At 67.2% G+C, this 22655-nt stretch carries 25 protein-coding genes; 11 read left to right on the plus strand and 14 right to left on the minus strand.

Features of this window, described 5'->3' with window-relative positions; all coding sequences use genetic code 11:
• Positions 1–17: 17 nt before the first annotated feature.
• A complete protein-coding gene (gene mtrA / locus IBJ82_RS14265; protein ID WP_056813049.1) occupies positions 18–695 on the minus strand; it encodes an MtrAB system response regulator MtrA in 678 nt (225 codons plus the stop codon).
• A 77-nt stretch (positions 696–772) separates the two neighbouring features.
• The gene (locus tag IBJ82_RS14270) at positions 773–1420 is read right to left on the minus strand and encodes a dTMP kinase (RefSeq protein WP_194827132.1); all 648 of its coding nucleotides are present in this window, start codon (positions 1418–1420) and stop codon (positions 773–775) included.
• Between the two features lie 229 nt (positions 1421–1649).
• Here IBJ82_RS14270 and IBJ82_RS14275 point away from each other — a divergent pair, with 229 nt between their 5' ends.
• The gene (locus tag IBJ82_RS14275) at positions 1650–1838 is read left to right on the plus strand and encodes a hypothetical protein (protein WP_194826422.1); all 189 of its coding nucleotides are present in this window, start codon (positions 1650–1652) and stop codon (positions 1836–1838) included.
• A gap of 57 nt (positions 1839–1895) precedes the next feature.
• On the opposite strand, the gene ahcY is transcribed toward IBJ82_RS14275, so the two are convergent.
• The 9 genes from ahcY to cofD form a co-directional block, all read right to left on the minus strand.
• Positions 1896–3380: an adenosylhomocysteinase gene (gene ahcY, locus IBJ82_RS14280; RefSeq protein ID WP_194826423.1), complete on the minus strand. Its 1485-nt coding sequence runs from the start codon at positions 3378–3380 to the stop codon at positions 1896–1898.
• A 57-nt stretch (positions 3381–3437) separates the two neighbouring features.
• Positions 3438–4532, minus strand: coding sequence for an alkane 1-monooxygenase (locus IBJ82_RS14285; RefSeq protein ID WP_228537231.1), 1095 nt, complete (start codon positions 4530–4532; stop codon positions 3438–3440).
• Positions 4533–4725: 193 nt separating this feature from the next.
• A complete protein-coding gene (locus IBJ82_RS14290) occupies positions 4726–5385 on the minus strand; it encodes a TetR family transcriptional regulator (RefSeq protein ID WP_194826425.1) in 660 nt (219 codons plus the stop codon).
• Entirely contained in the window at positions 5382–5564 is a 183-nt protein-coding gene (locus IBJ82_RS14295) for a rubredoxin (protein WP_194826426.1), read from the minus strand. Before IBJ82_RS14295 ends, IBJ82_RS14290 begins: the two co-directional genes overlap by 4 nt.
• Positions 5561–5734 (minus strand): rubredoxin, encoded by a 174-nt coding sequence (locus IBJ82_RS14300; protein ID WP_082844102.1) that lies wholly within the window; start codon positions 5732–5734, stop codon positions 5561–5563. Before IBJ82_RS14300 ends, IBJ82_RS14295 begins: the two co-directional genes overlap by 4 nt.
• The gene (locus IBJ82_RS14305; RefSeq protein ID WP_194826427.1) at positions 5731–6966 is read right to left on the minus strand and encodes an alkane 1-monooxygenase; all 1236 of its coding nucleotides are present in this window, start codon (positions 6964–6966) and stop codon (positions 5731–5733) included. The genes IBJ82_RS14300 and IBJ82_RS14305 overlap by 4 nt, the downstream gene beginning before the upstream one ends.
• 204 nt (positions 6967–7170) lie before the next feature.
• Positions 7171–7698: an NUDIX hydrolase gene (locus IBJ82_RS14310; protein WP_194826428.1), complete on the minus strand. Its 528-nt coding sequence runs from the start codon at positions 7696–7698 to the stop codon at positions 7171–7173.
• 28 nt (positions 7699–7726) lie between these two features.
• On the minus strand, positions 7727–9121 hold the full coding sequence (locus IBJ82_RS14315; RefSeq protein WP_228537129.1) for a coenzyme F420-0:L-glutamate ligase: 1395 nt from the start codon (positions 9119–9121) through the stop codon (positions 7727–7729).
• Positions 9118–10104 carry a 2-phospho-L-lactate transferase gene (gene cofD, locus IBJ82_RS14320; protein ID WP_370585304.1) on the minus strand — a complete coding sequence of 329 codons (987 nt, stop codon included), beginning with the start codon at positions 10102–10104 and terminating at the stop codon, positions 9118–9120. The genes IBJ82_RS14315 and cofD overlap by 4 nt, the downstream gene beginning before the upstream one ends.
• 562 nt (positions 10105–10666) lie before the next feature.
• Between cofD and IBJ82_RS14325 the strand changes: the two genes are divergently transcribed.
• The 8 genes from IBJ82_RS14325 to IBJ82_RS14360 all read left to right on the plus strand — a co-directional run bounded on the left by IBJ82_RS14325 (position 10667) and on the right by IBJ82_RS14360 (position 18128).
• Positions 10667–10900: a WhiB family transcriptional regulator gene (locus tag IBJ82_RS14325; protein WP_133733920.1), complete on the plus strand. Its 234-nt coding sequence runs from the start codon at positions 10667–10669 to the stop codon at positions 10898–10900.
• Positions 10901–11024: 124 nt separating this feature from the next.
• Complete coding sequence (locus tag IBJ82_RS14330; protein ID WP_194826429.1) at positions 11025–11507, plus strand: metallopeptidase family protein; 483 nt, start codon at positions 11025–11027, stop codon at positions 11505–11507.
• Positions 11508–11588: 81 nt separating this feature from the next.
• On the plus strand, positions 11589–11966 hold the full coding sequence (locus tag IBJ82_RS14335; protein WP_194827135.1) for a DUF3499 domain-containing protein: 378 nt from the start codon (positions 11589–11591) through the stop codon (positions 11964–11966).
• Between the two features lie 52 nt (positions 11967–12018).
• The gene (locus IBJ82_RS14340) at positions 12019–13398 is read left to right on the plus strand and encodes a phosphomannomutase/phosphoglucomutase (RefSeq protein ID WP_194826430.1); all 1380 of its coding nucleotides are present in this window, start codon (positions 12019–12021) and stop codon (positions 13396–13398) included.
• 136 nt (positions 13399–13534) lie between these two features.
• Positions 13535–14755, plus strand: a complete 1221-nt coding sequence (locus tag IBJ82_RS14345) for a tobH protein (RefSeq protein WP_194826431.1) — start codon at positions 13535–13537, stop codon at positions 14753–14755.
• Positions 14755–15975 (plus strand): mannose-6-phosphate isomerase, class I, encoded by a 1221-nt coding sequence (gene manA / locus IBJ82_RS14350; RefSeq protein ID WP_194826432.1) that lies wholly within the window; start codon positions 14755–14757, stop codon positions 15973–15975. Before IBJ82_RS14345 ends, manA begins: the two co-directional genes overlap by 1 nt.
• A 116-nt stretch (positions 15976–16091) precedes the next feature.
• Positions 16092–17006: a cation diffusion facilitator family transporter gene (locus tag IBJ82_RS14355; RefSeq protein ID WP_194826433.1), complete on the plus strand. Its 915-nt coding sequence runs from the start codon at positions 16092–16094 to the stop codon at positions 17004–17006.
• 171 nt (positions 17007–17177) lie between these two features.
• Positions 17178–18128 carry a cation diffusion facilitator family transporter gene (locus IBJ82_RS14360; protein WP_194826434.1) on the plus strand — a complete coding sequence of 317 codons (951 nt, stop codon included), beginning with the start codon at positions 17178–17180 and terminating at the stop codon, positions 18126–18128.
• A 4-nt stretch (positions 18129–18132) separates the two neighbouring features.
• Here IBJ82_RS14360 and IBJ82_RS14365 read toward each other — a convergent pair whose 3' ends face one another.
• Entirely contained in the window at positions 18133–19602 is a 1470-nt protein-coding gene (locus IBJ82_RS14365) for an NAD(P)/FAD-dependent oxidoreductase (RefSeq protein ID WP_194826435.1), read from the minus strand.
• Between the two features lie 176 nt (positions 19603–19778).
• A complete protein-coding gene (locus IBJ82_RS14370) occupies positions 19779–20366 on the minus strand; it encodes a TetR/AcrR family transcriptional regulator (RefSeq protein WP_194826436.1) in 588 nt (195 codons plus the stop codon).
• Between the two features lie 109 nt (positions 20367–20475).
• Here IBJ82_RS14370 and IBJ82_RS14375 point away from each other — a divergent pair, with 109 nt between their 5' ends.
• Positions 20476–20892 carry a DUF4267 domain-containing protein gene (locus IBJ82_RS14375; RefSeq protein WP_194826437.1) on the plus strand — a complete coding sequence of 139 codons (417 nt, stop codon included), beginning with the start codon at positions 20476–20478 and terminating at the stop codon, positions 20890–20892.
• A gap of 73 nt (positions 20893–20965) precedes the next feature.
• On the plus strand, positions 20966–21184 hold the full coding sequence (locus tag IBJ82_RS14380) for a DUF4287 domain-containing protein (protein WP_194826438.1): 219 nt from the start codon (positions 20966–20968) through the stop codon (positions 21182–21184).
• 61 nt (positions 21185–21245) lie between these two features.
• Here IBJ82_RS14380 and IBJ82_RS14385 read toward each other — a convergent pair whose 3' ends face one another.
• On the minus strand, positions 21246–22610 hold the full coding sequence (locus tag IBJ82_RS14385; protein WP_194826439.1) for a cation:dicarboxylate symporter family transporter: 1365 nt from the start codon (positions 22608–22610) through the stop codon (positions 21246–21248).
• Positions 22611–22655: the final 45 nt, after the last annotated feature.

The following is a 22655-nucleotide window of genomic DNA, read 5'->3' on the forward strand; positions in this document are numbered from 1 at the left end:
CGCCCCGCAGTGACCGATCACGGCGGTCCGGCCTTGTAACCGACACCACGCACGGTCAACACGATCTCCGGGTTCTCCGGATCCTTCTCGACCTTGGCGCGCAGCCGCTGTACGTGCACGTTCACCAGACGGGTGTCGGCGGCGTGCCGGTAACCCCACACCTGCTCGAGCAGTACCTCACGGGTGAACACCTGACGAGGCTTGCGCGCGAGCGCGACCAGCAGGTCGAACTCCAGCGGGGTGAGCGAGATCTGCCCCGGGCCGCGAGTCACCTTGTGCGCGGGCACGTCGATGACGATATCGGCGATCGAGAGCAGTTCGGCGGGCTCGTCCTCGGTGCGGCGCAGGCGCGCTCGTACGCGGGCGACGAGTTCCTTCGGCTTGAAGGGTTTGACGATGTAGTCGTCGGCGCCGGACTCCAGGCCGAGGACCACATCGACCGTATCGGTCTTGGCGGTGAGCATGACGATCGGAACGCCGGAATCGGCCCGCAGCACCCGGCATACATCGATGCCGTTCATGCCGGGCAGCATCAGGTCGAGCAGAACCAGATCGGGGCGGATCTCCCGCACCGCTGACAGGGCCTGTGTGCCGTCGCCCACCACATGCGGGTCGAACCCTTCCCCGCGCAAGACGATGGTCAGCATCTCAGCGAGTGCCATATCGTCGTCGACGACCAGAATCTTGGGCTTCATAGTCCTATGTTGTCATCTCCCAGGCCAAGATCGGGCCGCCACGCCATTAATGGTGCGAACCCGTCGCGTATCCAACCTCATCCGGAAAAGATTTCCGAGCAGAGGGTGAGTAACGCGGGCCTATCGTCATCGGATCGGTATGTCCACCACCGGCCGAACCAGTCGCGGTCGGCGAGTTCACGATAGACCTCGCCGGTGCGCTGCTGCAGACCGCCGTCCCGTTCATAGGCATCGAGGGCGCGCGTGTCGTCGAGTTCGCCTCGCAGACGGGCCCGTTCGACCGCCACCTCGGTGGGCACGTCGAGCAGGACGGTGAGATCCGGCGCAGGCAATGCGAGCCTGCCGAACTCCAGATCGCCCACCCACGACACGATTTCACCATCGGCGTCCTGGTGCGCCCGTGCGGCGGAGTAGGCGGCGTTGGAAGCCACCCACCGGTCCAGGATCACGATGTCGTTGCCGCCCAGCAGGTCCGACAGTTCCGCACGCGCGGCGGACCGATCGAGCGCGAACATGATCGCCATGCCGTTGATCGACCCGCCCAGATCGCCATTGCCGCCCCGCAGCGCTTCCGCCGCGAGATCGGCATGGATCGAATGCCCGTACTGCGGAAAGGCCAGACTGTCCGCCCGCAGGCCCTTCGCGGACAATTCGGCGATCAGCCCATCGATCAAAGTCCGTTTACCGGCACCATCGAGCCCCTCGACCGCAATCAGTACGCCCATGCGCAGCAGATTACCCGCCGATCGAACCAGCGCCGACCCGCGCCCGGTCCGTCCGGCACCCCATTTCTGCCGTCTGGTCCTCGCCCGTCGGACCGACAAGGATTCCGCCATGAAAACGATCTTCCGCACCACCGCCGCCGTCCTCGCCGTCACCGCTGCCATGGCAGTCGGCGGGGGCATCACCGCCCCGACCGCCGCGGCACAAGAAGCGGTCGGATCCTCCGAGGTCATGGGTTCACTGAGTGAGCTGGTCACCGGCGTGGTGACGACCGGCTCGGGCCCCGCCCTGCTGACGGGGAGCAACGAAGCCGCCACCGCGACCGGCTCCAGCGAACTCGCCGGCGCCCTGATCTGCGGACTGGCCGGCCTGAGCAGCAACGGTCGCCCCTCGATCTGCGCCACCGGGCCGGTCGGATGAGGTGACGACGGTGGCCCGCCGACCGAAGGTCGACGGGCCACCGTGCGGGTACAGAACTCAGTAGCGGTAGTGGTCCGGCTTGTACGGGCCTTCCACGTCCACGTTGATGTACTCGGCCTGATCCTTGGTGAGCTTGGTCAGGGTGCCGCCGAGGGCCTCGACGTGGATCTTGGCGACCTTCTCGTCGAGGTGCTTGGGCAGGCGGTAGACCTCGTTGTCGTACTCCTGCGGCTTGGTCCACAGCTCGACCTGCGCGATGACCTGGTTGGAGAAGCTGTTCGACATCACGAACGACGGGTGACCGGTCGCGTTGCCGAGGTTGAGCAGGCGACCCTCGGACAGCAGGATGATCGCCTTGCCGGACTCCTTGAAGGTCCACTCGTCGACCTGCGGCTTGATGTTGATCCGGGTCGCGCCCGAACGCTCCAGCGCAGCGATATCGATCTCGTTGTCGAAGTGGCCGATGTTGCCCAGGATCGAGTGATCCTTCATCGCCTTCATGTGATCGAGGGTGATGATGTCCTTGTTGCCGGTCGAGGTGATGACGATGTCGGCGTCGCCGATCGCCTGCTCGACGGTGACCACGTCGTAGCCGTCCATCAGCGCCTGCAGCGCGTTGATCGGGTCGATCTCGGTGACCTGCACGCGCGCGCCCTGGCCTGCCAGCGACTCCGCGCAGCCCTTGCCGACATCGCCGTAGCCGCAGATCAGCACCTTCTTGCCGCCGATGAGCACGTCGGTGCCGCGGTTGATGCCGTCGATCAGCGAGTGGCGGGTGCCGTACTTGTTGTCGAACTTGGACTTGGTGACCGAGTCGTTGACGTTGATCGCCGGGAACACCAGCTCACCCGCGGCGGCGAACTGGTACAGCCGCAGCACGCCGGTGGTGGTCTCCTCGGTGACGCCCTTGACCGACTCGGCGATGGCGCTCCACTTGGTCTTGTCGGCCTCGAGGCTCTCGCGCAGCAGGTCGAGGAACACCGTGTACTCGGCCGAGTGGTCGGCGTCGGCGGGCGGAACCACACCGGCCTTCTCGAACTGCGCACCGCGCAGCACGAGCATGGTCGCGTCGCCACCGTCGTCGAGGATCATGTTGGCCGGCTCGCCGGGCCAGGTGAGCATCTGCTCGGCGGCCCACCAGTACTCCTCCAGCGTCTCGCCCTTCCAGGCGAACACGGGGATGCCCGCGGGCTCGTCGACGGTGCCGTTCGGGCCGATCACGATGGCGGCGGCGGCGTGGTCCTGGGTGGAGAAGATGTTGCACGAGGCCCAGCGCACATCGGCGCCGAGAGCAACGAGGGTTTCGATCAGGACGGCGGTCTGGACCGTCATATGCAGCGATCCGGAGATTCGCGCGCCCTTCAGCGGCTGGACGTCGTGGTATTCACGACGCAGCGCCATCAGGCCCGGCATCTCGTGCTCGGCGAGGCGGATCTCCTTACGGCCGAATTCGGCCAGCGAGAGGTCTGCCACCTTGTAGTCGATGCCGTTGCGGACGTCGGGGGTGAGCTCGGTGCGCGCGGGGAGTTCTGAGGTCGTCACGTTGGTTAGGTTACCGTCTGGGGCCGCGCGCGTTCCCCGGTCCGTCGAGGTGGGGTCTCAGGCCGCGGCGCGGTATCGGGCCAGCAACCGTCGCGGCTTCTCGGGCGCGACGTTGGCCAGGCGCAGGTCGCCGCCGTAGTGCGCCGCGACCCTGGGGTCCATCACCGCACGCCACAGCGGCGGGACGGCGGCCAGCACGATCATGGTGGCGTAGCCGGCGGGCAGCTGAGGTGCCTCTTCGGTGCTGCGCAGGGTCTGATAGCGGCGACCGGGGTTGGCGTGGTGATCGCTGTGGCGCTGCAGATGGAACAGGAAGATGTTGGTGACCAGGCGATCGGAGTTCCAGCTGTCGCGCGGGGAGCACCGTTCGTAGCGCCCGTTGGGCTTGCGAGCGCGCAGCAGCCCGTAGTGCTCGACGTAGTTGACGGTCTCGAGCAGCCCGAAGCCGATCACGGCCTGGATGATCAGCCACGGCACGATCGCCGGGCCGAAGACCAGCGTCAGCGAACCGAACAGCACCGCCGTCATCGCCCAGGCTTGCAGGATGTTGTTCTCGACGCTCCACCAGCCGCGACCCTTCCGGCACAGGCGCGCGCTCTCGAGTTGCAGGGCCGACCGGAAACCACCGATCACGCTGCGCGGCAAGAACTCCCACAGCGATTCACCCATGCGGGCGCTGGCCGGATCCTCGGGGGTGGCGACGCGGGCGTGGTGTCCGCGATTGTGCTCGACGAAGAAGTGGCCGTAGCCCGATTGGGCCAGCGCGATCTTCGACAGCAATTTCTCAGCACTCTCCACCCGATGGCCCAATTCGTGGGCGGCGTTGATGCCGATGCCGCTGACGAAGCCGACCGTGGCGGCCAGTCCGAGCTTGTCGACCAGCGCCAGTTCGGGGCTCGTCCACATGAAACAGGCCACGCCGAGGCTGACCAACTGGATCGGCAGGAACAGGTAGGTGCACCACCGGTAGTACCGGTCGGCGGAGAGCGCCGCGTAGTCCTCGTCCCGGGGATTGTTGCCGTCTTCACCGACGATCCAGTCCAGCACGGGGATGGCGATCAGCACGATGACTGGTCCGATCCACCAGAACACTTCAGCCTTGGTATGGAAAACCAGCTGGGAGGGCAACAGCGCGCACGCCGGGGCGATCAGCCCTAGAGCCCAGAGATACCGTTTGGGATCACGAAGACCCCCCGGTTTGCCAACCGTTTGCACACCCGCTCCGCTACAAAAAGACCATCGCCGACCGATGTGAATACTGACAGACCCTAGGCGCGTTACACACCGCCAGCTCCCCAAACGTGGTGATGGTTACACAAGTGCCGATCCGCGCTCGTGACTTGTCTCAGTGCTCTACTTCACCTGACGGGACGCGCAGCCCTCGTACCTGCACAATCGCCTCGACATACGGACCGAGCAGGGCGCTCATCTCGGCGGGGGCGTCGCGCTCGGGCACGGGCGGATTCGGGATGTAGCTCAGCGCGATGCGGACCAGCGCGTGCGCGAGCACATCGGCCTCGGCGCGCGTCGCGTCCACCCAGCTGTGCATGAAAACCTCGGTCAGGCGCGCGGTGGCGTGCCCGAGCAGTGGGGCCGCGTCGAGCGTGATCAGCCGCAGCAGGTCCGGCTTCATCTCCCCGCTCAACAGCGAACGGACCAGCGGGTCGCCCGCGGCGGAGAGGAAGAACCCGCTCATCCCGACCCGAATCGCCGCGCGCGCGTCACCGACATTGGCGTCTAGCGCCTCGCGCACATGGTCGACGAGATCATCGGCCAGGCGCAGCGCGTAGGCCTGCGAGAGCCCCGAGCGCGAACCGAACTCGTTGTAGAGCGTCTGCCTGCTCACCCCGGCCCTGGCCGCGACGTCACCGAGCGTGACCTTGGACCAGTCACGCTCGGTGAGCAGTTCGCGCATCCCGTCGAGGACCGAGGTGCGCAGCAGTTCGCGCGCGGCCTCCTGATACGGGATGCGCGAACCGGTGCGCGGGGTACCCGCGACGCTCACGAACGTTCGATCTCGACCATGAAGAAGTCGGACTTGCGGGCTCCACAGTCCGGGCAGGTCCAGTCGTCGGCGATGTCGTCCCAGCGGGTGCCGGGCGCGATGCCGTCGTCGGGCCAGCCCTCGGCCTCGTCGTATTCGAAACCGCACTGGACACACTGGAAGAGCTTGTACTCGGTCACTGCGAAACTCCTACCGCCTCGAAGTCGATCTTCTCCCGCACCCCACAGTCCGGACAGCACCAGTCGTCGGGAACGGCAGTCCACAGTGTGCCAGGCGGAAATCCTTCGCGTGGCGCGCCTTTGGCTTCGTCGAAGACGAAATCACATACCGGACATTTATAGGCACTCACGACTGGACCTCGGTTCCGTACTTTTCCAGCACCTGCTCGCGGCGCTTGGGGTGGATATTGGCGAGGGTCACGTCCCCGCCGTAGTGAGCGAGCACGCGCTTGTCCATCACCTTGCGCCAGATCGGTGGGAAGTAGGCGATCAGAATCAGGCTGGCGTAGCCGCTCGGCAGGTTCGGCGCACCGTCCCAGCTGCGCAGCGTCTGATAGCGCCGGGTCGGATACGCGTGATGATCGCTGTGCCGCTGCAGGTGGTACAGGAAGATGTTGGTGACGATGTGGTCGCTGTTCCAGCTGTGTTCCGGCGCCGGTCGCTCGAAGCGCCCGCTCGGCGTCTTCTGCCGGACCAGGCCGTAATGCTCGAGATAGTTCACCGACTCGAGCAGGCTGAACCCGATCACGGCCTGCAGGATCAGGTACGGAAGCACCTCGACCCCGAACACCGCGATCAGCCCGAGCCACAACACCACCGACATCGCCCAGGCGTTGAGCACATCGTTGCGCAGCGTCCACGGGCTCTTGTCGAGCCGGCCGAGACGTTCCTTCTCGAGGTGCCAGGCTGAGCGCAGGCTGCCCGAGACCGTGCGCGGCCAGAAGGCCCAGAAGGACTCACCGATACGCGAACTCGCGGGGTCCTCCGGGGTGGCGACCCGCACGTGGTGACCACGGTTGTGCTCGATGTAGAAGTGCCCGTAGAACGACTGGGCCAGCGCGATGCGCGCGAGCCAGCGCTCCAGTTCGACCTTCTTGTGACCGAGCTCGTGCGCGGTGTTAATGCCGATGCCGCCGATCATCCCGACGCTGATCGCGATACCGATCTTGTCCACCACGTTGGCGCCACCGGGGAAGCCGAGCCAGTGCAGGTTCGGCGCGGTGATGATGTAGCAGGCGAAGATCAGCGAGGCGTACTGGAACGGCAGGTACAGGTAGGTGAGATAGCGGTAGTACTTGTCGTTCTCCAGGTACTCCATCACCTCGTCGGGCGGATTGTCGCCGTCGGGCCCGAAGAACAGGTCGGCCAGCGGGATCACGATGTAGATCAGCACCGGCCCGAGCCAGAACGGGATCTCGGCGATGCGGTGCCAGCCGAGCTGGTTGAGACCCCAGATCAGCGGGATCGCGATCGTGAACAGGCCGGTCGGGGCGAACAGGCCCCACAGCCACAAATATCGTTTGGAATCTCGCCATTGCGGCGGCGCGACCCGCTGCTCGGACGCGTTGGCATCAGTCGACATCATCGTCTCCAGTTCCGAGGCACATCTCACACCTGTGATGTGCGTAACTCTCTGTCACAGACGATAGGTGCGGACTTGTCGGATGTCTAGACAAATTTCGCGATTTGTAAAGATCAGCCGGTAGACCAACGAAAACGACGGTCGTGCCCAGCTGGGCACGACCGTCGTCGTTACAGGTCAGAGACCTTTTCAGGGGCCTTTACATCACCGCTCTGACCGAAGCAGAACGTCGGCGCCGGCAGGTAGCCCGTCGACCGGCCACCACCGCAGATCGGTCGATTCGGAGCTGCGAACCGGTACCGCACCCGGGGGCGCCACGATCTCGAACAGCAGGTCGAGATGTCGCGTCGGCACTCCGAGCGAGCAGGTGATCGGGTGGGCCTGCGCGCCGTAGAGACCCGGCGTGAGGATCAGGTCGGCGATGCCGGATTCCTCCACCGCCTCCCGCAGCGCGGCGTCCTGCACGGTCTTGTCATCGGGTTCGCAGTGACCGCCGAGCTGAATCCAGCGGCCCACGCGCGGGTGCAGGGTGAGCAGGATGTCGCGACGATCGTGCGACAGCACGATGGCCGATGCGGTGATGTGGCCGGGGGCGTGTTCGCGCAGGCAGCCACGCGGCGCCGAGCCGAGAAAGGCCAGAAACGCTTCGCGCAGTGAGTGATCCGCGCCGGTTTTGGGCTCCCACTGGGTGAGCAACTCGGTCGCCGAGGCGTGCAGCGATTCCGCGCTCATCGGGCCGACTCCACGATCGCTGTCGAGGTCACAGTTCCACCAATCCCGCGCCGGCCGAGCCGACGGCGCGCGGTGCGGGCTCTTCGAGTGGATGCCCGATTGCGATGGCGCCCAACGGCATCCAGTCCTCGTCCAGATCGAGGACCTCGCGGACGATCTCGGGCGCGAAGATGGTCGAGCCGATCCAGCAGCTGCCGAGACCGTCGGCGGCCAACGCGACGAGCAGGCCCTGCACCGCCGCGCCGACGGCCACCGTGAACATCGTCTGCTCGGCGGCCTGGCGACGAGCGTCGGGATAGTCATGGGCGCCGTCCGGCACGCAGAACGGGATGATCACCTCCGGCGCGTCGAAAAGGATGCGACCGCGCGCGATTCGACGCTGCACGCGTTCGGGGGCGAGCCCGTCGGCGGTGAGGTCGGCGCGCCACTTCTCGGTCATGGCCTCGAGCAACCGCGCCCGCAGGGTCGCCTTGCGCAGCCAGACGAAGCGCACCGGGCGGGTGTGGTGCGGTGCGGGCGCGGTGAGTCCGACCGCGACGGCGGCGCGGATCCGTTCCGGGTCGACGGGTTCGTCGGCGAACGCGCGGACCGAACGACGCAGCGGCACAGCCTCTTTGCGGCCCTGCTCGAGCGCCTCGGCGGTGCCGAGCCAGAACAGGTCGTCGATGCCGCCGCGCAGCAGCGCCGCCGCGGTGGAACCGTCGTCCTCGGTGTTCAGCCCGCGCACCACCGCCACCGGGACTCCGCCGAGCTTGCCCTTGACCAGATCGGCGGCCGCGGCGAGCTCATCGGCGATGGCCACCTGCGTGACGTGCAGTTCGTTGCCCTGCTTGTCGATGGCGCCGTCGTAGTCGTGCAGCACCCGCAGTCCGGCCGAACCGATGGCCGCGTCGATCTGCCCGTTGCGCCAGGCCCGGCCCATCGTGTCGGTGACGACAACGGCCACGTCGACGCCGAGCCGCTGGGCGAGCGCGGTGCGCAGGGCTTTCGCGCTCCCGTCGGGATCGACAGGAAGCAGCACCAATTCGCCCTCGGCCACATTGGAGCCGTCGACACCGGAGGCCGCCTGCACGATGCCGAGCCGGTTCTCGGTGATGAGGGTGCGGCCCTTGCGCGCGAGCACCCGAACGGCTTCGTCCTCGACGAGCTTGCGACGAGCGGTGTCGCGCTCCTCGGGGTCGAGTGGGGCGGCGACGATGCGCCCCTCGGCCTTCGACACGATCTTGCTGGTGACCACGATGATGTCACCGTCGGCAAGCCACGGCGCTTGTGCCGCAAGGTGTTCGGCGAGGTCGTCACCCGGCCGGAACTCCGGTAGGCCGGTCACCGGAAGGATCCGCAGCTCGTCGGCGGCATGGTCGGGCAACACGCCGACGTGGCCGTTCTCCGGCTGGATCGAGTCGTCCGCCTCCTGTGCGCTCATGCCTTCACTCCCGCCAATTCCAGTGCGGCGCGCGCCATTTCAGCGGTCGCCTCGGGGTCGCTCATCAACAGCGGCACGCTGCGCACTTCGACGCCCGCGATATCGGCGGAGTCGGTGGAGTGCACCAGCCATCCGTCGAGGATGCCGGTGGCCGAGCGGGCGCCGTAGTGGCGGCCGATCGCCTCGGCGGTGGATTCGACGCCGATCGCCGTGAGGCACTCATCTGCCATGCCGCGCAACGGCTTTCCGTCGATCACCGGCGACAGGCCGATCACCTTGGCCTCGCTGGTGCGCAACGCGCCTCTGATCCCGGGCACGGCGAGGATCGCGCCGATGCTCACCACGGGGTTCGACGGGGCCAATAACACGGCATCAGCAGCGGCTATGATTTCTGTCACATTCGGCGCCGGAGAGGCTTGCTCGGCGCCGATCGAGGCAAATCCGTGCGTCGGAAGCGCCGCGCGGTACCGCACCCACCATTCCTGAAAGTGGATCGCGCGACGTTCGCCAGCATTGTCGGGATCACTGACCACCACGTGAGTTTCGCAGCGATCGTCGGTAGCCGGGATCAGCTTCACGCCCGGCTGCCACCGATTACACAGCGCTTCGGTGACCGCGGACAGCGGATATCCGGCGCGCAGCATTTCGGTACGAATGAGATGGGTGGCGATATCGCGATCGCCGAGGCCGAACCAATCGGGCTGAGCGTTGTATTTCGCCAGCTCCTCTTTCGCGTGCCAGGTTTCGTCGGCGTGGCCCCAGCCACGCTCGGTATCGATGCCACCGCCGAGGGTGTACATGCAGGTGTCGAGGTCGGGACAGATGCGAAGGCCATGCATCCAGACGTCGTCGCCGACGTTGACGATGGCGGAGATGTCGGCTTCGGGCAGCAGCTGCCGGACGCCTTGGAGGAACCGGGCACCGCCGACACCGCCGACGAGAACGGCGATCTTGGGCTCGCGCACCGCGTGTTGTGCAGTCACAGGGTCACAGCCTAGTGAGTGACGGTTGCCCGTTGCTTTCGCGCCGAATGACAGCGAAGTTGCTGGTCATTTGCCACGGCACATAACAAGATCAACACGAAAGGCGGGTGCGGAGTGTAACGGAAGGGTGACGGCGGGTTGACCACCGGCAAGTGCGGCGTGTCTAATCACAGACATGTCATTCCGGTCACCGCGAGAGGGCATAGCGCGGGGGCGTTTGCGAGAAGGTTCCAACTCGCCTGAGAAGGCTACTGCGCTAGGAGTTAGCGCAGGGCGCGTTTGCGAGAGGGTTCCAACTCGCCGGAAGGCAGGCTCGGGGAAGCCCGCGAGACTACGTCGCGGTGTTGGGCCGTCGGGGTTGCATCTGATCCGACGGAAAGAATCATTCTGCGCTAACACATAGTGAGGAGGCGGAACGATGACCGAAGATCTGGTCTCGCCGACCGATTCCACAGCAGGCGCAGCTCACGCTGTCTGCGCTGAGATGAGCTGGCAGGAACCGGACGTGGTAAGCGAAGTCGCGGCTCCCCGGCTGAGTCTGGTCGTGACGGGCTTCGACGAAATGTTCGAGTCGATCGAAGAGCAGTGGCAGGAACGTGCCCTGTGCGCTCAGACCGACCCCGAGGCGTTCTTCCCCGAGAAGGGCGGCTCGACGCGTGAGGCCAAGCGGATCTGCTTGGGCTGTGAAGTACGTGACCAGTGCCTGGAATACGCACTGGCACATGATGAACGCTTCGGCATCTGGGGCGGTCTCTCGGAACGAGAGCGTCGCAGGCTGAAGCGCGGAATCGGTTAAGTGACTGTTCGAAAGTAGACTCTCTCCAGGCCTGGCCCGGAGCCACGCAGGCGCAGTACGTCGGTGTCTCCGGGCGAACGCCCTTGTTGATCTTCACGGTGCAGGCGAGAGAGGTGAAAGACCCATGGCACGTTCCCGGCGTCATTCTCCGGCACCCACCGCTCGTTCGGTGACCCGCCGCGGCCGCGGAGTCCGAGGCCCCATGCTTCCGCCGACGGTGCCCGCGTGGCGCACCAGGGGCCAGAAATTCGATCGGCTCGTGCTCGAGGCGTTCGCCCCACTGGACACCCGCTGGCACGATCGACTCACCAAGCTCGATATCGCCGTCGACGATGTACCGAAAATCCGTCCGCTGCACCCTGATTCGGTCACCTGGCCGGACGAGGTCGTTGCAGACGGGCCCGTCCCGCTGTCGCGTCTCATCCCCGCGGGCGTCGACCGCCACGGCGCGGCCACCCGCGCCAGGGTGGTGTTGTTCCGCAAGCCGCTGGAATTGCGAGCGGCCGATCCCGACGATCTGGTGGAGTTGCTGCGCGAGGTACTCGTCCAGCAGATCGCGACCTACCTCGGCGTGGACCCCGATCTCATCGATCCCGAACCCGAGTAGGCGTACGCGACTGCGCCCGTTTAGGGCGTGTCCGTATCCACTTTCGGTGCGCGGAGGGCTAATCTCGACGTCGTGATCCCTATGCGTCGTTGCTGCCGACCCGGCTGCAAGAACCCGGCTGTAGCGACGCTGACGTATGTGTACTCCGACTCGACCGCCGTCGTCGGACCCCTGGCCACCGTCGCCGAACCACATTCCTGGGATCTCTGCGAAACGCACGCCTGCCGCATCACCGCGCCCAAGGGCTGGGAACTGGTCCGCCACGAAGGCGGCTTCTCCTCGAGCACCCCGGACGACGACGACCTCACCGCACTGGCCGAAGCCGTCCGCGAAGCCGGCCTACGCCGCCGCCCCGCCGCCGAAGCCGACCAGCCGGGCGACCGCGACAACGCCTCCTCGGCTCCGCGCACCGCGCGTACCGGCCGCCGCGGCCACCTTCGCGTTCTGCCGGATCCGTAGCTAGTCCGGCCAGTATCCCGAGGAGTCGGTGCAGCCCGCTAGGGTTAGCCGCATGACGACCCTCGCGCGCTCTGGCGAACTCGTGAATGCCGTGATCAAGGCTTATGACGTCCGCGGGGTGGTGGGCGAACAGATCGACGAGGCGTTCGTCAGCGATGTCGGCGCTTCCTTCGCCCGCCTCATGCGCGCCGAGGGCGCCCAGCGCGTGGTGATCGGCCACGACATGCGTGAATCCTCCCCCGCGCTGTCCGAGGCTTTCGCGCAGGGCGTGCGGGCCCAGGGTCTGGATGTGGTGCACATCGGCCTCGCCTCCACCGACCAGCTCTACTTCGCCTCGGGCAAGCTCGGCTGCCCGGGCGCGATGTTCACCGCCAGCCACAATCCGGCGAAGTACAACGGCATCAAGCTGTGCCGCGCGAACGCGCTGCCCGTCGGCCAGGACACCGGGCTGGCGACGATCGCGGCCGAGGTGATCGAGGGTGTGCCCGCCTACGACGGCACGCCAGGCACCGCCACCAGCACCGATCTGCTCGCCGACTACGCGGACTACCTGCGCGCGCTGGTGAACCTCGACGAGATCCGTCCGCTCACCGTCGCGGTCGACGCGGGCAACGGCATGGGCGGCCACACCGTGCCCGCCGTCCTCGGCACCCTCGGACCGATCACCATCGTGCCGCTGTACTTCGAACTCGACGGCTCGTTCCCCAACCACGAGGCCAACCCACTCGATCCGAAGAACCTCGTCGATCTGCAGGCGCTGGTCCGTTCCAGCGGCGCCGACATCGGCCTCGCCTTCGACGGCGACGCCGACCGCTGCTTCGTCGTCGACGAGCGCGGCGAGCCGGTGTCCCCCTCGGCGATCACGGCCATCGTGGCCCAGCGTGAGCTGGCCAAGGAGCCGGGCGCCACCGTGATCCACAACCTGATCACCTCGCGCGCGGTGCCGGAGCTGGTCGAGGAACTGGGCGGCAAGCCGGTGCGCACCAGGGTCGGGCACTCGTTCATCAAGCAGGAGATGGCCTCGACCGGCGCGGTGTTCGGCGGCGAGCACTCGGCGCACTACTACTTCCGCGATTTCTGGGGTGCCGACTCGGGCATGCTGGCCGCGCTGCACGTGCTGGCCGCGCTCGGCGAGGGCACGCGTCCGGTCTCGGACCTGATGGCCGCCTACGACGTGTACGCCGCCTCGGGCGAGATCAACTCGACCGTCGCCGACGCCGCCGAGCGCACCGCCGCGGTGATCACCGCGTTCGCCGATCGCACCGAATCGGTGGACCGCATGGACGGTGTCACGGTCGATCTGGGCGGCCATGCCTGGTTCAACCTGCGCGCCTCGAACACCGAACCGCTACTCCGACTCAATGTCGAGGCCGGATCGCGCGACGATGTAAACGCACTCGTGACCGAGATCCTGAGCATCGTCCGCGCCTGACTGGGAAGATGAAACCAGTAGCAGTGGAATCACATGCCCGGTATTCGGCCACGGCAGATTACGAGCATTGCCGGTGCCCGGCTGGAATAGTGGAGTCACGGACGACACAGCGCGATGAGGGGAGGTGGATTCGGCGATGATCGCTGGAACACCGGTATTCGACCTCGACGATGCCGAGTCGCTGGCGGCGGCCGACACCGCCGGCGCCCTGCGCTCGGCCGCTTCGGGCGGCGCCCAGGTGCGTGCCACGGCCGCGGCGGTCGCCGAAACCTCGCTCATCGAACGGCTCTCCGATCTGCGCCCGCGCAGCCTGGTGCTGGTCGCGGGCTCGGGTCGGGCCGCGCGTGCGGCCGGGCTGCTGGTCGCCACGCTCGGTGACCGGGCCGGGCTGCCGATCGTGCACGTCACCTCGCTGCCACCGTGGGTCGGTCCGCTGGACGTGGTCCTGGTGGCCGGTGACGACGCGGGCGATCCGCGACTCATCGATGCCGTCGACCGCGCCCTGCGCCGCAGTGCGGAAGTGGTGATCGCCGCCCCCAACGAGGGTCCGTTGCGCGCGGTCGCCGCCGGTCGCGCGATCGTGCTCGAGCCTCGGGTGCCCGTGCTCGACCACAATCGGCTGCTGCGTTTCCTCGCCGTCGGGATCGCGGTATTGCGCGGTGTCGACGCCCAGCGCAGCGGCCCGACTACTCCTGATCTCACCGCGCTGGCCGACATGCTCGACGCCGAGGCGCTGCGCGACGGCCCGCACACGGAAGTCTTCCGCAATCCGGCGAAGACCCTCGCCGCCCGCATACACGGCGTCGGCGTAGTCCTCGCGGGAGATTCCCCCGCCGCCGTCGAACTGGCGGGCCACGGCGCCGAGGTGCTGCTGCAATCAGCGGGCAGGCTCGTCTCCGCCGCTGATCTGTCCGATGCGGTCGCCTCGGTCGGCCGCCTCTCCCAGGCAACCGGCGGCACCGCACCCGGCTTCGATCCGCTGTTCCACGACGAGGAGCTCGACGGACCTGCCCCGGTCGAGCGGGTGCGGGTGCTGGCCTTGAGCGTGCATCCCGATCAGGCTGCCGCCCGGCGCAAGCTGGCGGTCTTCGAAGGCGCAGGCGGTGGCTTGGTCGACGCCGAGCTGATCCATGCCGATGTCGACGTGCTGCAATCTCAACTCGCCGACCCCGGTGCCGCGCCCGCGATCGAACGCACCGCTGCCGCCTCCGCCGCAGGGGGCGGACACGGCAGCGAACTCGAGCAGCTCGCGGTGCTGGCGCTGCGGCTGGACATGGCCGCGGCCTATCTTCGGCTGACCCTCGCACGCGGTGCCGCCGCGCCCGAACCGGATCGATACGACGGGGGACGCTACTAGTGCAGGAACTCGTTGGTGCGCTGCGTTCTTACGCATGGGGGTCGCGCACCGCGCTCGCTCAGCTGTGCGGACGGCCGGTGCCATCGGCCCATCCCGAAGCTGAACTCTGGTTCGGCGCGCACCCGGCCGATCCCGCGCACGTGCAGACCGACTCGGGCAAACGCTCGCTGGTCGAGGTACTCACCGCCGACCCCGCGGGCGAATTGGGCGCGGTGGCCGATACTTTCGGCGCCCGCCTGCCGTTCCTGCTGAAGATCCTCGCTGCCGAGGAGCCGCTGTCGCTGCAGGCCCACCCGAGTTCGGCGCAGGCGCGAGCCGGATTCGAACGGGAGAACCGCACCGGTGTCGCGCTCGATTCGCCGCTGCGCAACTACCGCGACGACAGCCACAAGCCCGAACTCGTTGTCGCGCTGGAGCGTTTCGAGGCGCTGGCCGGGTTCCGCGACCCGCTCCGCACCGTCGAGTTGTTACGCGCGCTCGACGTGCCCGGCCTCAATATCTACGCCGAACTGCTTGCCGCCCAGCCCGATTCGGCCGGTCTGCGGACCTTGTTCACCACCTGGATCACGCTGCCCCCCGCCGCGCTGTCGAAGCTGCTGCCCACGGTGCTCGAGGGCTGTGTGCACTACCTGTCCAGCAAGGGCGCGCGGGCGTTCACCGCCGAGGTGCGCACCGCGCTCGAACTGGCCGAGGTCTACCCCGGCGACGCGGGTGTCCTCGCCGCGCTGCTGCTCAACCGCCTGACCCTGGAACCGGGCCAGGCGCTGTTCCTCGCGGCCGGCAATCTGCACGCCTACCTGCGTGGGGTCGGGGTGGAGATCATGGCCAACTCCGACAACGTGCTGCGCGGCGGGCTCACCCCCAAGCACGTCGACGTGCCCGAACTCCTGCGGGTGCTCGACTTCGAACCGATCGACCTGCCGGTGATCGAACCCGACCCCGGCGACGACGGCGGCATCCGGTACCGCACGCCCGCACCGGAATTCGCCCTGTGCCGCTTCGATCTCGGCGCCGAGGACGAGCCGGTCGTGCTCGCCGACGTCGGGCCGGGCATCGTGCTGTGCACCGCGGGCACGCTCGAGCTCTCCGAGAACGGGCGCACCCTCATCATCGAACGTGGCAGCGCGGCCTGGATCTCCGCCGCCGACACCGACATCAAGGCGCGCGCGTTGCGCGGGCCCGCGCAGCTGTTCAGCGCCTGCGTCGGCGACGGCAACTGATCTGTGCCGTAGGCGAACCCCCGCCTCGGCTCCCGTGCAGGACACATGACCGCTCCGCGTCGGTGTCCTATTAGGCTGTGGCGAGTCGTGTTCAGTGAACAGAAGGGCGGGCCGGCATGTCGGCTGGTGGTGGCAAGAAGGCGATCGTCGCGGCGTTGGTAGCCAACGCGGGGATCGCGGTGGCGAAGTTCGTCGGCGCGTTCATCACGGGGTCGGCGTCGATGATGGCGGAGGGTGTGCACTCGGTCGCCGACACCTCGAATCAGGGTCTGCTGCTGTTCGGGCAGCGCGCCGCCGCCAAGGACGCCGACGAGCTGCACCAGTTCGGGTACGGCCGCAATCGCTACTTCTACTCGTTCGTCGTGGCGCTGGTGCTGTTCACCCTCGGCTCGGTGTACGCGGTATACGAAGGTATCCACAAGGTCCAGCATCCAGAGGAGCTGAGTCAGCCGATCGTCGCGGTGATCATCCTCGTGATCGCGATCGGCCTCGAGACTTTCAGCTTCCTCACCGCGGTGCGTGAATCCCGGCCGCTCAAGGGCGATGCGAGCTGGTGGAGGTTCATCCGCAACTCGCGCAGCCCCGAGCTGCCGGTGGTGTTGCTCGAGGACACCGGCGCACTGATCGGCCTGGTACTCGCCCTCGGCGGCGTCGGCCTGACCATGGTCACCGACGACCCGATCTACGACGGCATCGGCACCCTGTGCATCGGTGTCCTGCTCGGCATCATCGCGATCGTGCTGATCGTGGAGATGAAGAGCCTGCTCATCGGTGAAGGCGCGACCCCCGAACAGGGTCTGGCCATCCGCGAGAACCTGGTCGACGGCGCCAAGATCACCTCGGTGATCCACCTCAAGACCCAGTACATGGGCCCGGAGGAAATGCTGGTCGCGGCCAAGGTCGCGCTCGCCCCGAACCTGGACATCGCCGGTGTCGCCGAGGCGATCGACGCGGCCGAAACGCGCGTGCGCGCAGCAGTACCCACCGCCCGCCTGATCTACTTGGAACCCGACCTCTACCGTGTGAAATAGCGGCTGGCGCCGCGGTTCTCGGCGCTTGACTCCGCCTCTTCCCTCCCTCCGGGCACTCCTTCGTCGCGCCCTCCACTCAGTCCAGAGGCGGAGGCGCGCCGAGAATGCCGGGCCCGACGACACGGTGCCGGGGTCGGGGTGTGGGTCAGCGACCGTTGTAGCGTTCGATCTATGGCCGAGCAAGGTGGAGAAAGCAAGGTCGCGATCCTCGCGGCGCTCGGGGCGAACGCCGGCATCATGGTCGCGAAGTTCATCGGCGCGTTCATCACCGGATCGTCGTCGATGCTGGCCGAGGCGGTGCACTCGGTGGCCGACACCGGCAACGAGGCGCTGCTGCTGGTCGGGCAGAACCGAGCCGACCAGCCGCCGGACACACTGCACCCGTTCGGGTATTCGCGCAATCGGTACTTCTATTCGTTCGTCGTGGCGCTGGTGCTGTTCACGATGGGTTGCTTGTTCGCGATCAACGAAGCGATCCACAAGATCCGGTTCCCCGAGGAGATCCAGTCGCCCTGGGTCGCGATCGGCATCCTCGGTGTGTCGATGGTGCTGGAGACCGCCAGTTTCCTCACCGCCCGCAAGCAGTCGGCGCCGCTGAAGGGCAAGAACACGTGGTGGCACTTCATCCGCACCACCCGCAACCCCGAACTGCCGGTGGTGCTGCTCGAAGACGCGGGCGCCGTCACCGGCCTGGTGTTCGCGCTGACGGGTGTGAGTCTGTCGATGATCACCGGCAACACGGTGTGGGACGGTGTGGGCACACTGCTCATCGGCATCCTGCTCGGCGTGAACGCGGTGATCCTGATCGTGGAGACCAAGAGCCTGCTGATCGGTGAGGGCGCGACGGCCAAGGACGACACCGCGATTCGGTCGGCGCTGCTCGCCGATCCACGGATCGAGCGCGTCATCCGGATGCAGACCCAGTACCTCGGCCCACAGGACCTGTTGATCAACGCCAAGATCGCGCTGCACGCAGGCCTGGATATCACGGAGGTGTCCGAGGCCATCGACGCCGCGGACGACCGCATTCGCGCCGCCGTCCCGAACACGTGCACGGTCTACCTCGAGCCTGATGTGTTCAAGCCCGACAAGGTCCACGACCTACCGATGAAGCCGAGCTGAGCGGCTACCGGTAGGCGGGCGCCGCGCCGCGCAACAGGTCGAGCGGGTCGGTGACGATGCCGAAACGGTTGCGCAGCAGGTGTTGTGCCGCGTGCAGCCCCGGCATCCCGTGTACGCCGGGCCCCGGCGGGGTCGACGACGAGCACAGGTAGGTGCCCGGAATCGGGGTGGAGTAGGGGTTCCAGCGAGCGAGCGGACGGAACACGGTCTGGCGCGTGGACATCGCGCCCGCCGAGATATCGCCGCCGATGTAGTTGGCGTTGTGCGCGGGCATGAAAGCCGCCGGTCGCACGTGTTTAGCGAGGATCAGATCGCGGAAACCGGGCGCGAACCGTTCGACCTGGTCGATCACCTGCTCGCTGATATCGCGATCGGTCCCGTTGGGGACGTGGGCATAGGTGTAGAAGGTGTGCTGTCCCTCGGGTGCGCGGGTGGCGTCGACCACGCCGGGCTGAATGGCCAGCACGAACGGCCGATCGGCGAATGCGCCGGTGGCGACCTGGTGTTCGGCGTGCATGGCTTCGGCTCTGGTGCCGACCAGGTGCAAGGTGCCCGCCAGGTCGGCGCCCGGCGCGGCCCACGGCACCGGTCCCGACAGGGCGAAGTCGACCTTGCAGGCGGCGTTGCCGTACTGGAAACGCCCGAGGCTGTTGCGGTAACGCGACGGCAGACGGTCACCGGCGATGCGAAGAAGCTCGGCGGGCGAGGTGTCGAACAGCACCGCGCGGGCGGTGGCGAGTTCGGCGAAATCGTCGACCCGGTGCCCGGTGAGCACCTCCCCACCGAGGCTTTCGATTTCGGCGATCATCGCGTTCGGGATCGCCTGACTGCCGCCGCGCGGGATCACCCAGCCGCCCGCGTGCGCGAGGGTGCCGAGCAGCAGTGCCGCGCCGACCGCGGGGAAGGCGCGCGGTGAGGTGATGGCGTGGGCGGCCACACCGCTGAACATCGCGGGCGCCACGTCATCGCTGAAACGGTTGCCGGACAACGGGGATGCCTGTTCGAGCAGGCGGGTCGCGAACTTGATGCCCGTGCCGACGCGCAGCGGTGGATGCCGCAGATCCGACATGGCCAGCTCGACCACCTCGGGCCAGTGTTCGACCAGCGGCGCGAACAGTTCGCGCCATGCTCGGCCGTCGCGCCCGAGGTCGGCGACGGTGGATTCGAGGTTGCGCCAAGCCAATCCGGCGATTCCACCGTCGAGCGGGTGGGCGTAGGAGACTGTCGGGGTGAGCAGGTCGACGCCGTGCGCCGCGAGATCGAACGCGCGAAAGAACGGTGACGCCAAGGCCATCGGATGCGCACCGGCACAGATGTCGTGATGGAAGCCGGGCAGGGTGAGCTCTGCGGTGCGCGATCCACCGCCTGCCTGCTCCTGCGCTTCGAGGACCCGCACCGACAACCCGGCCCGAGCGGCGATCACCGCCGCGGCAAGACCGTTCGGCCCCGACCCCACTACTACGACTTCCGCCATCCGCCGTCCCTTCGCCCTCGGCCGCTCTGCCGACCTGCGTCGTTACCTCCAACCTACGCGGAGCGGCGAGCCTGTCGCAGTGCGCTCGGTCACCCGGCAGGCTCGACGCCGCGACAGCACCGCACCGCACGGGATCCACCGCGCCACACCACCGGACCGGTATGGCGCGAGAGGGTTCAGCTCGGATCGACCGCCGCTTCGCTTGTTCCGTCGACCAGCAGGGTGATGCGTCGTTCGCGCAGTTCGGGGCGCAATCGGCCGTTCCGGTCGAGGGTGGCCAGGCCGTGCAGAGAGGCCCAGGCGACTTCCGTGCGGGCGCCGAGGTCGTCGCCCTCGGAGTAGGGGGCGAACATCGCCTCCAGGCCGCCGAAGGCATCGCGCAGGGGTTGCGGGGCGTCGAGACCGAAGTTCAGGTCGGTCTTCTGCTGAAAGATGGCGTCGTAGCGGGCCGGGTTGGCGGTGGCGAAGTCGAGGTAGGCGCGCGCGACATTGGCGATCACCTCCGCATGGGTGGTCGCCGCCTCGCGGGCCAGCTTCAGTTGTTCGGCGAGCTCGACGCAACCCTGCAGGGCGACGGCGCCGACGATGGCCGCCTTGTTCGCGAAGTGGCTGTAGAGCACGGGCTGGCTGTATTCGATGCGGTCGGCCAGTTTGCGGATGGTGACCGCGTCCCAGCCCTCCGCCTCGGCCATTTCGCGCGCGGTGTCGATGATCCGCTGATGCCGTTCGGCGCGTTCGCGTTCCTTGCGCTGTTGGGTGCTCATGCTTGAAATTCTAGCAGCGCTAGACAAGATAGCGAGGCTCTGGTTATAGTTCTCTCAACACCTAGCGCCGCTAGATTTAAGAGCAAGCAACAAGATTCAGGAGCACCTCATGATCACCTCGCGCATCGCCACCGCCCTCTCCCTGCTCGGCGGGATCTTCATCATCTACGTCGGCATCAACTACCTCGTCGCCCCGGAGATGACGGCCGCGGGCTTCGGCCTCCCCGCCGTGCCCGAGGGCGACGCGGTGGCCTTCCTGAACCTCAAGGGCGTCCGGGATGTGGTGAGCGGCCTGGTGATCCTCGGTCTGCTGGCCACCAAGCAGCGCTTCGCGCTCGGCGTCGCCATGCTGGCCACCTCGCTCACGCCGTTCGGGGACATGGCCACCGTCCTGAGCTGGCACGGCTCCACCGCCACCGCGTTGGGCGTCCACGGCTTCACCGCCGTACTCGTCGCGCTCGCCGGCGTGCTGCTGATCCGCGAAAGCCGCGTGAGCGCCGCGGAGCGTCGACTCGTCGCGGCATGACCACACCAGCGATGAATTCCGCCCCACCGCACCGTCTTCACCGATAACGAACACCCATCGAGGAGGAACCACCATGGCGAACGCGCCGCACGGCCCCGCGTCCTACTTCCCCACCATCGAGACCAAGTACGGGCGCACCGTCGACGAGTGGTTCGCCCTGCTCGACGCAGCCGAGCCGACCGGGCACACGGCCCTGGTCACCTGGCTCAAGTCCGAGCACAACCTCGGCCACGGCCACGCCAACGCCCTGGTGCAGTTCCACCTCAACCCCGGCAAGTGGTCCAGGATCTAAGACGATCCATCTGCTGCATCCGAAGGCCCCGCGATTCCTCATCGCGGGGCCTTCGACCGTCTCAGGACACCTCGACCGGCTGCGCCGGCACTGGTTTCGCGAGTTCGACGGGCTGATCCACTTCGTGGTCGTCGACCATCGTCTCCTCGTCGAACGGCAGTTCACGGTCGAGCACGCGGCGGGTCCGGTCGGCGTCGACGGTCCTGGTCCACGTGCCGATGAGCAGCGTGGCCACCGCGTTGCCCGAGAAATTGGTCAGCGCACGGGCTTCCGACATGAAGCGGTCGATGCCGACGATCAGGCCGACACCGTCGAGCAGGTCGGGGCGATGGCTCTGCAGGCCGCCGGCGAGGGTGGCCAGACCGGCACCGGTGACGCCCGCGGCGCCCTTGGACGCGATGATCATGAACAGCAGCAGGCCGATCTGTTCACCGAGCGCGAGCGGCTTGCCCATCGCGTCGGCGATGAAGATCGAGGCCATCGTCAGGTAGATGGCGGTGCCGTCGAGATTGAACGAATACCCGGTCGGTACAACAACACCCACGGTGGTTCGCTCCACCCCCGCGTGTTCCATCTTCGCGATCAGTCGCGGCAGCGCCGATTCCGACGACGAGGTCGCCACAATCAGCAGGTACTCGCGCGACAGGTACCGGCACAGCTTCAGGATCGAGACGCCGGAGACCAACCGCAGGATCACGCCGAGCACACCGAACACGAAGACCAGACACGTCAGATAGAACGCGATCATCAGTGTCGCCAACTGCACCACCGCCGACCAGCCGGTGCGCCCGACCACGTTCGCGATCGCGCCGAACGCGCCGATCGGAGCCAGCCACAGGATCATCGACAGGATCCGGAACACCAGCTTCTGCCCCAGCGCGACCGCGCGCAGGATCGGTGCCCCCGCATCGCCCATCGCCTGCACGGCGAACCCGACCAACAGTGCGACGAACAGGGCCTGCAGCACGCTGCCCGCGGTGAGCGACGACACGAGCGTGGTCGGCACGATGTTCTGGATGAAATCCCACGTGCCCCCCGCGCTGTGCGCCTGATCGGCGTATTTCGCACCCGCTCCCGAGGCGCCGACATCGAGTCCCTCACCCGGATCGATGAGGTTTCCGACGACGAGCCCGATGCCGAGTGCGACCGTCGACATCACCAGGAAATAGCCGATGGCCAGGCCACCGACCTTGCCCACGGTGGCGGCCGCGCGCACCGAACCGATGCCCAGCACGATCGTGCAGAAGATGACAGGTGCGATCATCATCTTGATCAGGTTCACGAACACGGTGCCGAGGGGCGCCAGTGACTGACCGAATTCCGGGGCCACCCGGCCGACAATGACGCCGGCCACGACGGCGATGATCACCGCGATGTAGAGCCAGTGGGTATGGTCGCGTTTCCGTTGTCCGGTGGTTGAGCTCATGTCGACGAGCATGAGCAACTATTGTGACGGCCGTCACTTTGGTCC

It is taken from the genome of Nocardia sp. XZ_19_231 (genome assembly GCF_015355705.1).
Classification (GTDB): Bacteria; Actinomycetota; Actinomycetes; order Mycobacteriales; family Mycobacteriaceae; genus Nocardia; species Nocardia salmonicida.

Coding starts and splice junctions, on each gene's coding strand:
- mtrA (WP_056813049.1), bottom strand. CDS start 695: ATGAAGCCCAAGATTCTGGTCGTCGACGACGATATGGCACTCGCTGAG.
- IBJ82_RS14270 (WP_194827132.1), bottom strand. CDS start 1,420: ATGGGCGTACTGATTGCGGTCGAGGGGCTCGATGGTGCCGGTAAACGG.
- IBJ82_RS14275 (WP_194826422.1), top strand. CDS start 1,650: ATGGGTTCACTGAGTGAGCTGGTCACCGGCGTGGTGACGACCGGCTCG.
- IBJ82_RS14305 (WP_194826427.1), bottom strand. CDS start 6,966: ATGTCGACTGATGCCAACGCGTCCGAGCAGCGGGTCGCGCCGCCGCAA.
- IBJ82_RS14310 (WP_194826428.1), bottom strand. CDS start 7,698: ATGAGCGCGGAATCGCTGCACGCCTCGGCGACCGAGTTGCTCACCCAG.
- IBJ82_RS14315 (WP_228537129.1), bottom strand. CDS start 9,121: ATGAGCGCACAGGAGGCGGACGACTCGATCCAGCCGGAGAACGGCCAC.
- IBJ82_RS14325 (WP_133733920.1), top strand. CDS start 10,667: ATGTTCGAGTCGATCGAAGAGCAGTGGCAGGAACGTGCCCTGTGCGCT.
- IBJ82_RS14330 (WP_194826429.1), top strand. CDS start 11,025: ATGGCACGTTCCCGGCGTCATTCTCCGGCACCCACCGCTCGTTCGGTG.
- IBJ82_RS14335 (WP_194827135.1), top strand. CDS start 11,589: ATGCGTCGTTGCTGCCGACCCGGCTGCAAGAACCCGGCTGTAGCGACG.
- IBJ82_RS14340 (WP_194826430.1), top strand. CDS start 12,019: ATGACGACCCTCGCGCGCTCTGGCGAACTCGTGAATGCCGTGATCAAG.
- IBJ82_RS14345 (WP_194826431.1), top strand. CDS start 13,535: ATGATCGCTGGAACACCGGTATTCGACCTCGACGATGCCGAGTCGCTG.
- IBJ82_RS14355 (WP_194826433.1), top strand. CDS start 16,092: ATGTCGGCTGGTGGTGGCAAGAAGGCGATCGTCGCGGCGTTGGTAGCC.
- IBJ82_RS14360 (WP_194826434.1), top strand. CDS start 17,178: ATGGCCGAGCAAGGTGGAGAAAGCAAGGTCGCGATCCTCGCGGCGCTC.
- IBJ82_RS14365 (WP_194826435.1), bottom strand. CDS start 19,602: ATGGCGGAAGTCGTAGTAGTGGGGTCGGGGCCGAACGGTCTTGCCGCG.
- IBJ82_RS14370 (WP_194826436.1), bottom strand. CDS start 20,366: ATGAGCACCCAACAGCGCAAGGAACGCGAACGCGCCGAACGGCATCAG.
- IBJ82_RS14375 (WP_194826437.1), top strand. CDS start 20,476: ATGATCACCTCGCGCATCGCCACCGCCCTCTCCCTGCTCGGCGGGATC.
- IBJ82_RS14380 (WP_194826438.1), top strand. CDS start 20,966: ATGGCGAACGCGCCGCACGGCCCCGCGTCCTACTTCCCCACCATCGAG.
- IBJ82_RS14385 (WP_194826439.1), bottom strand. CDS start 22,610: ATGAGCTCAACCACCGGACAACGGAAACGCGACCATACCCACTGGCTC.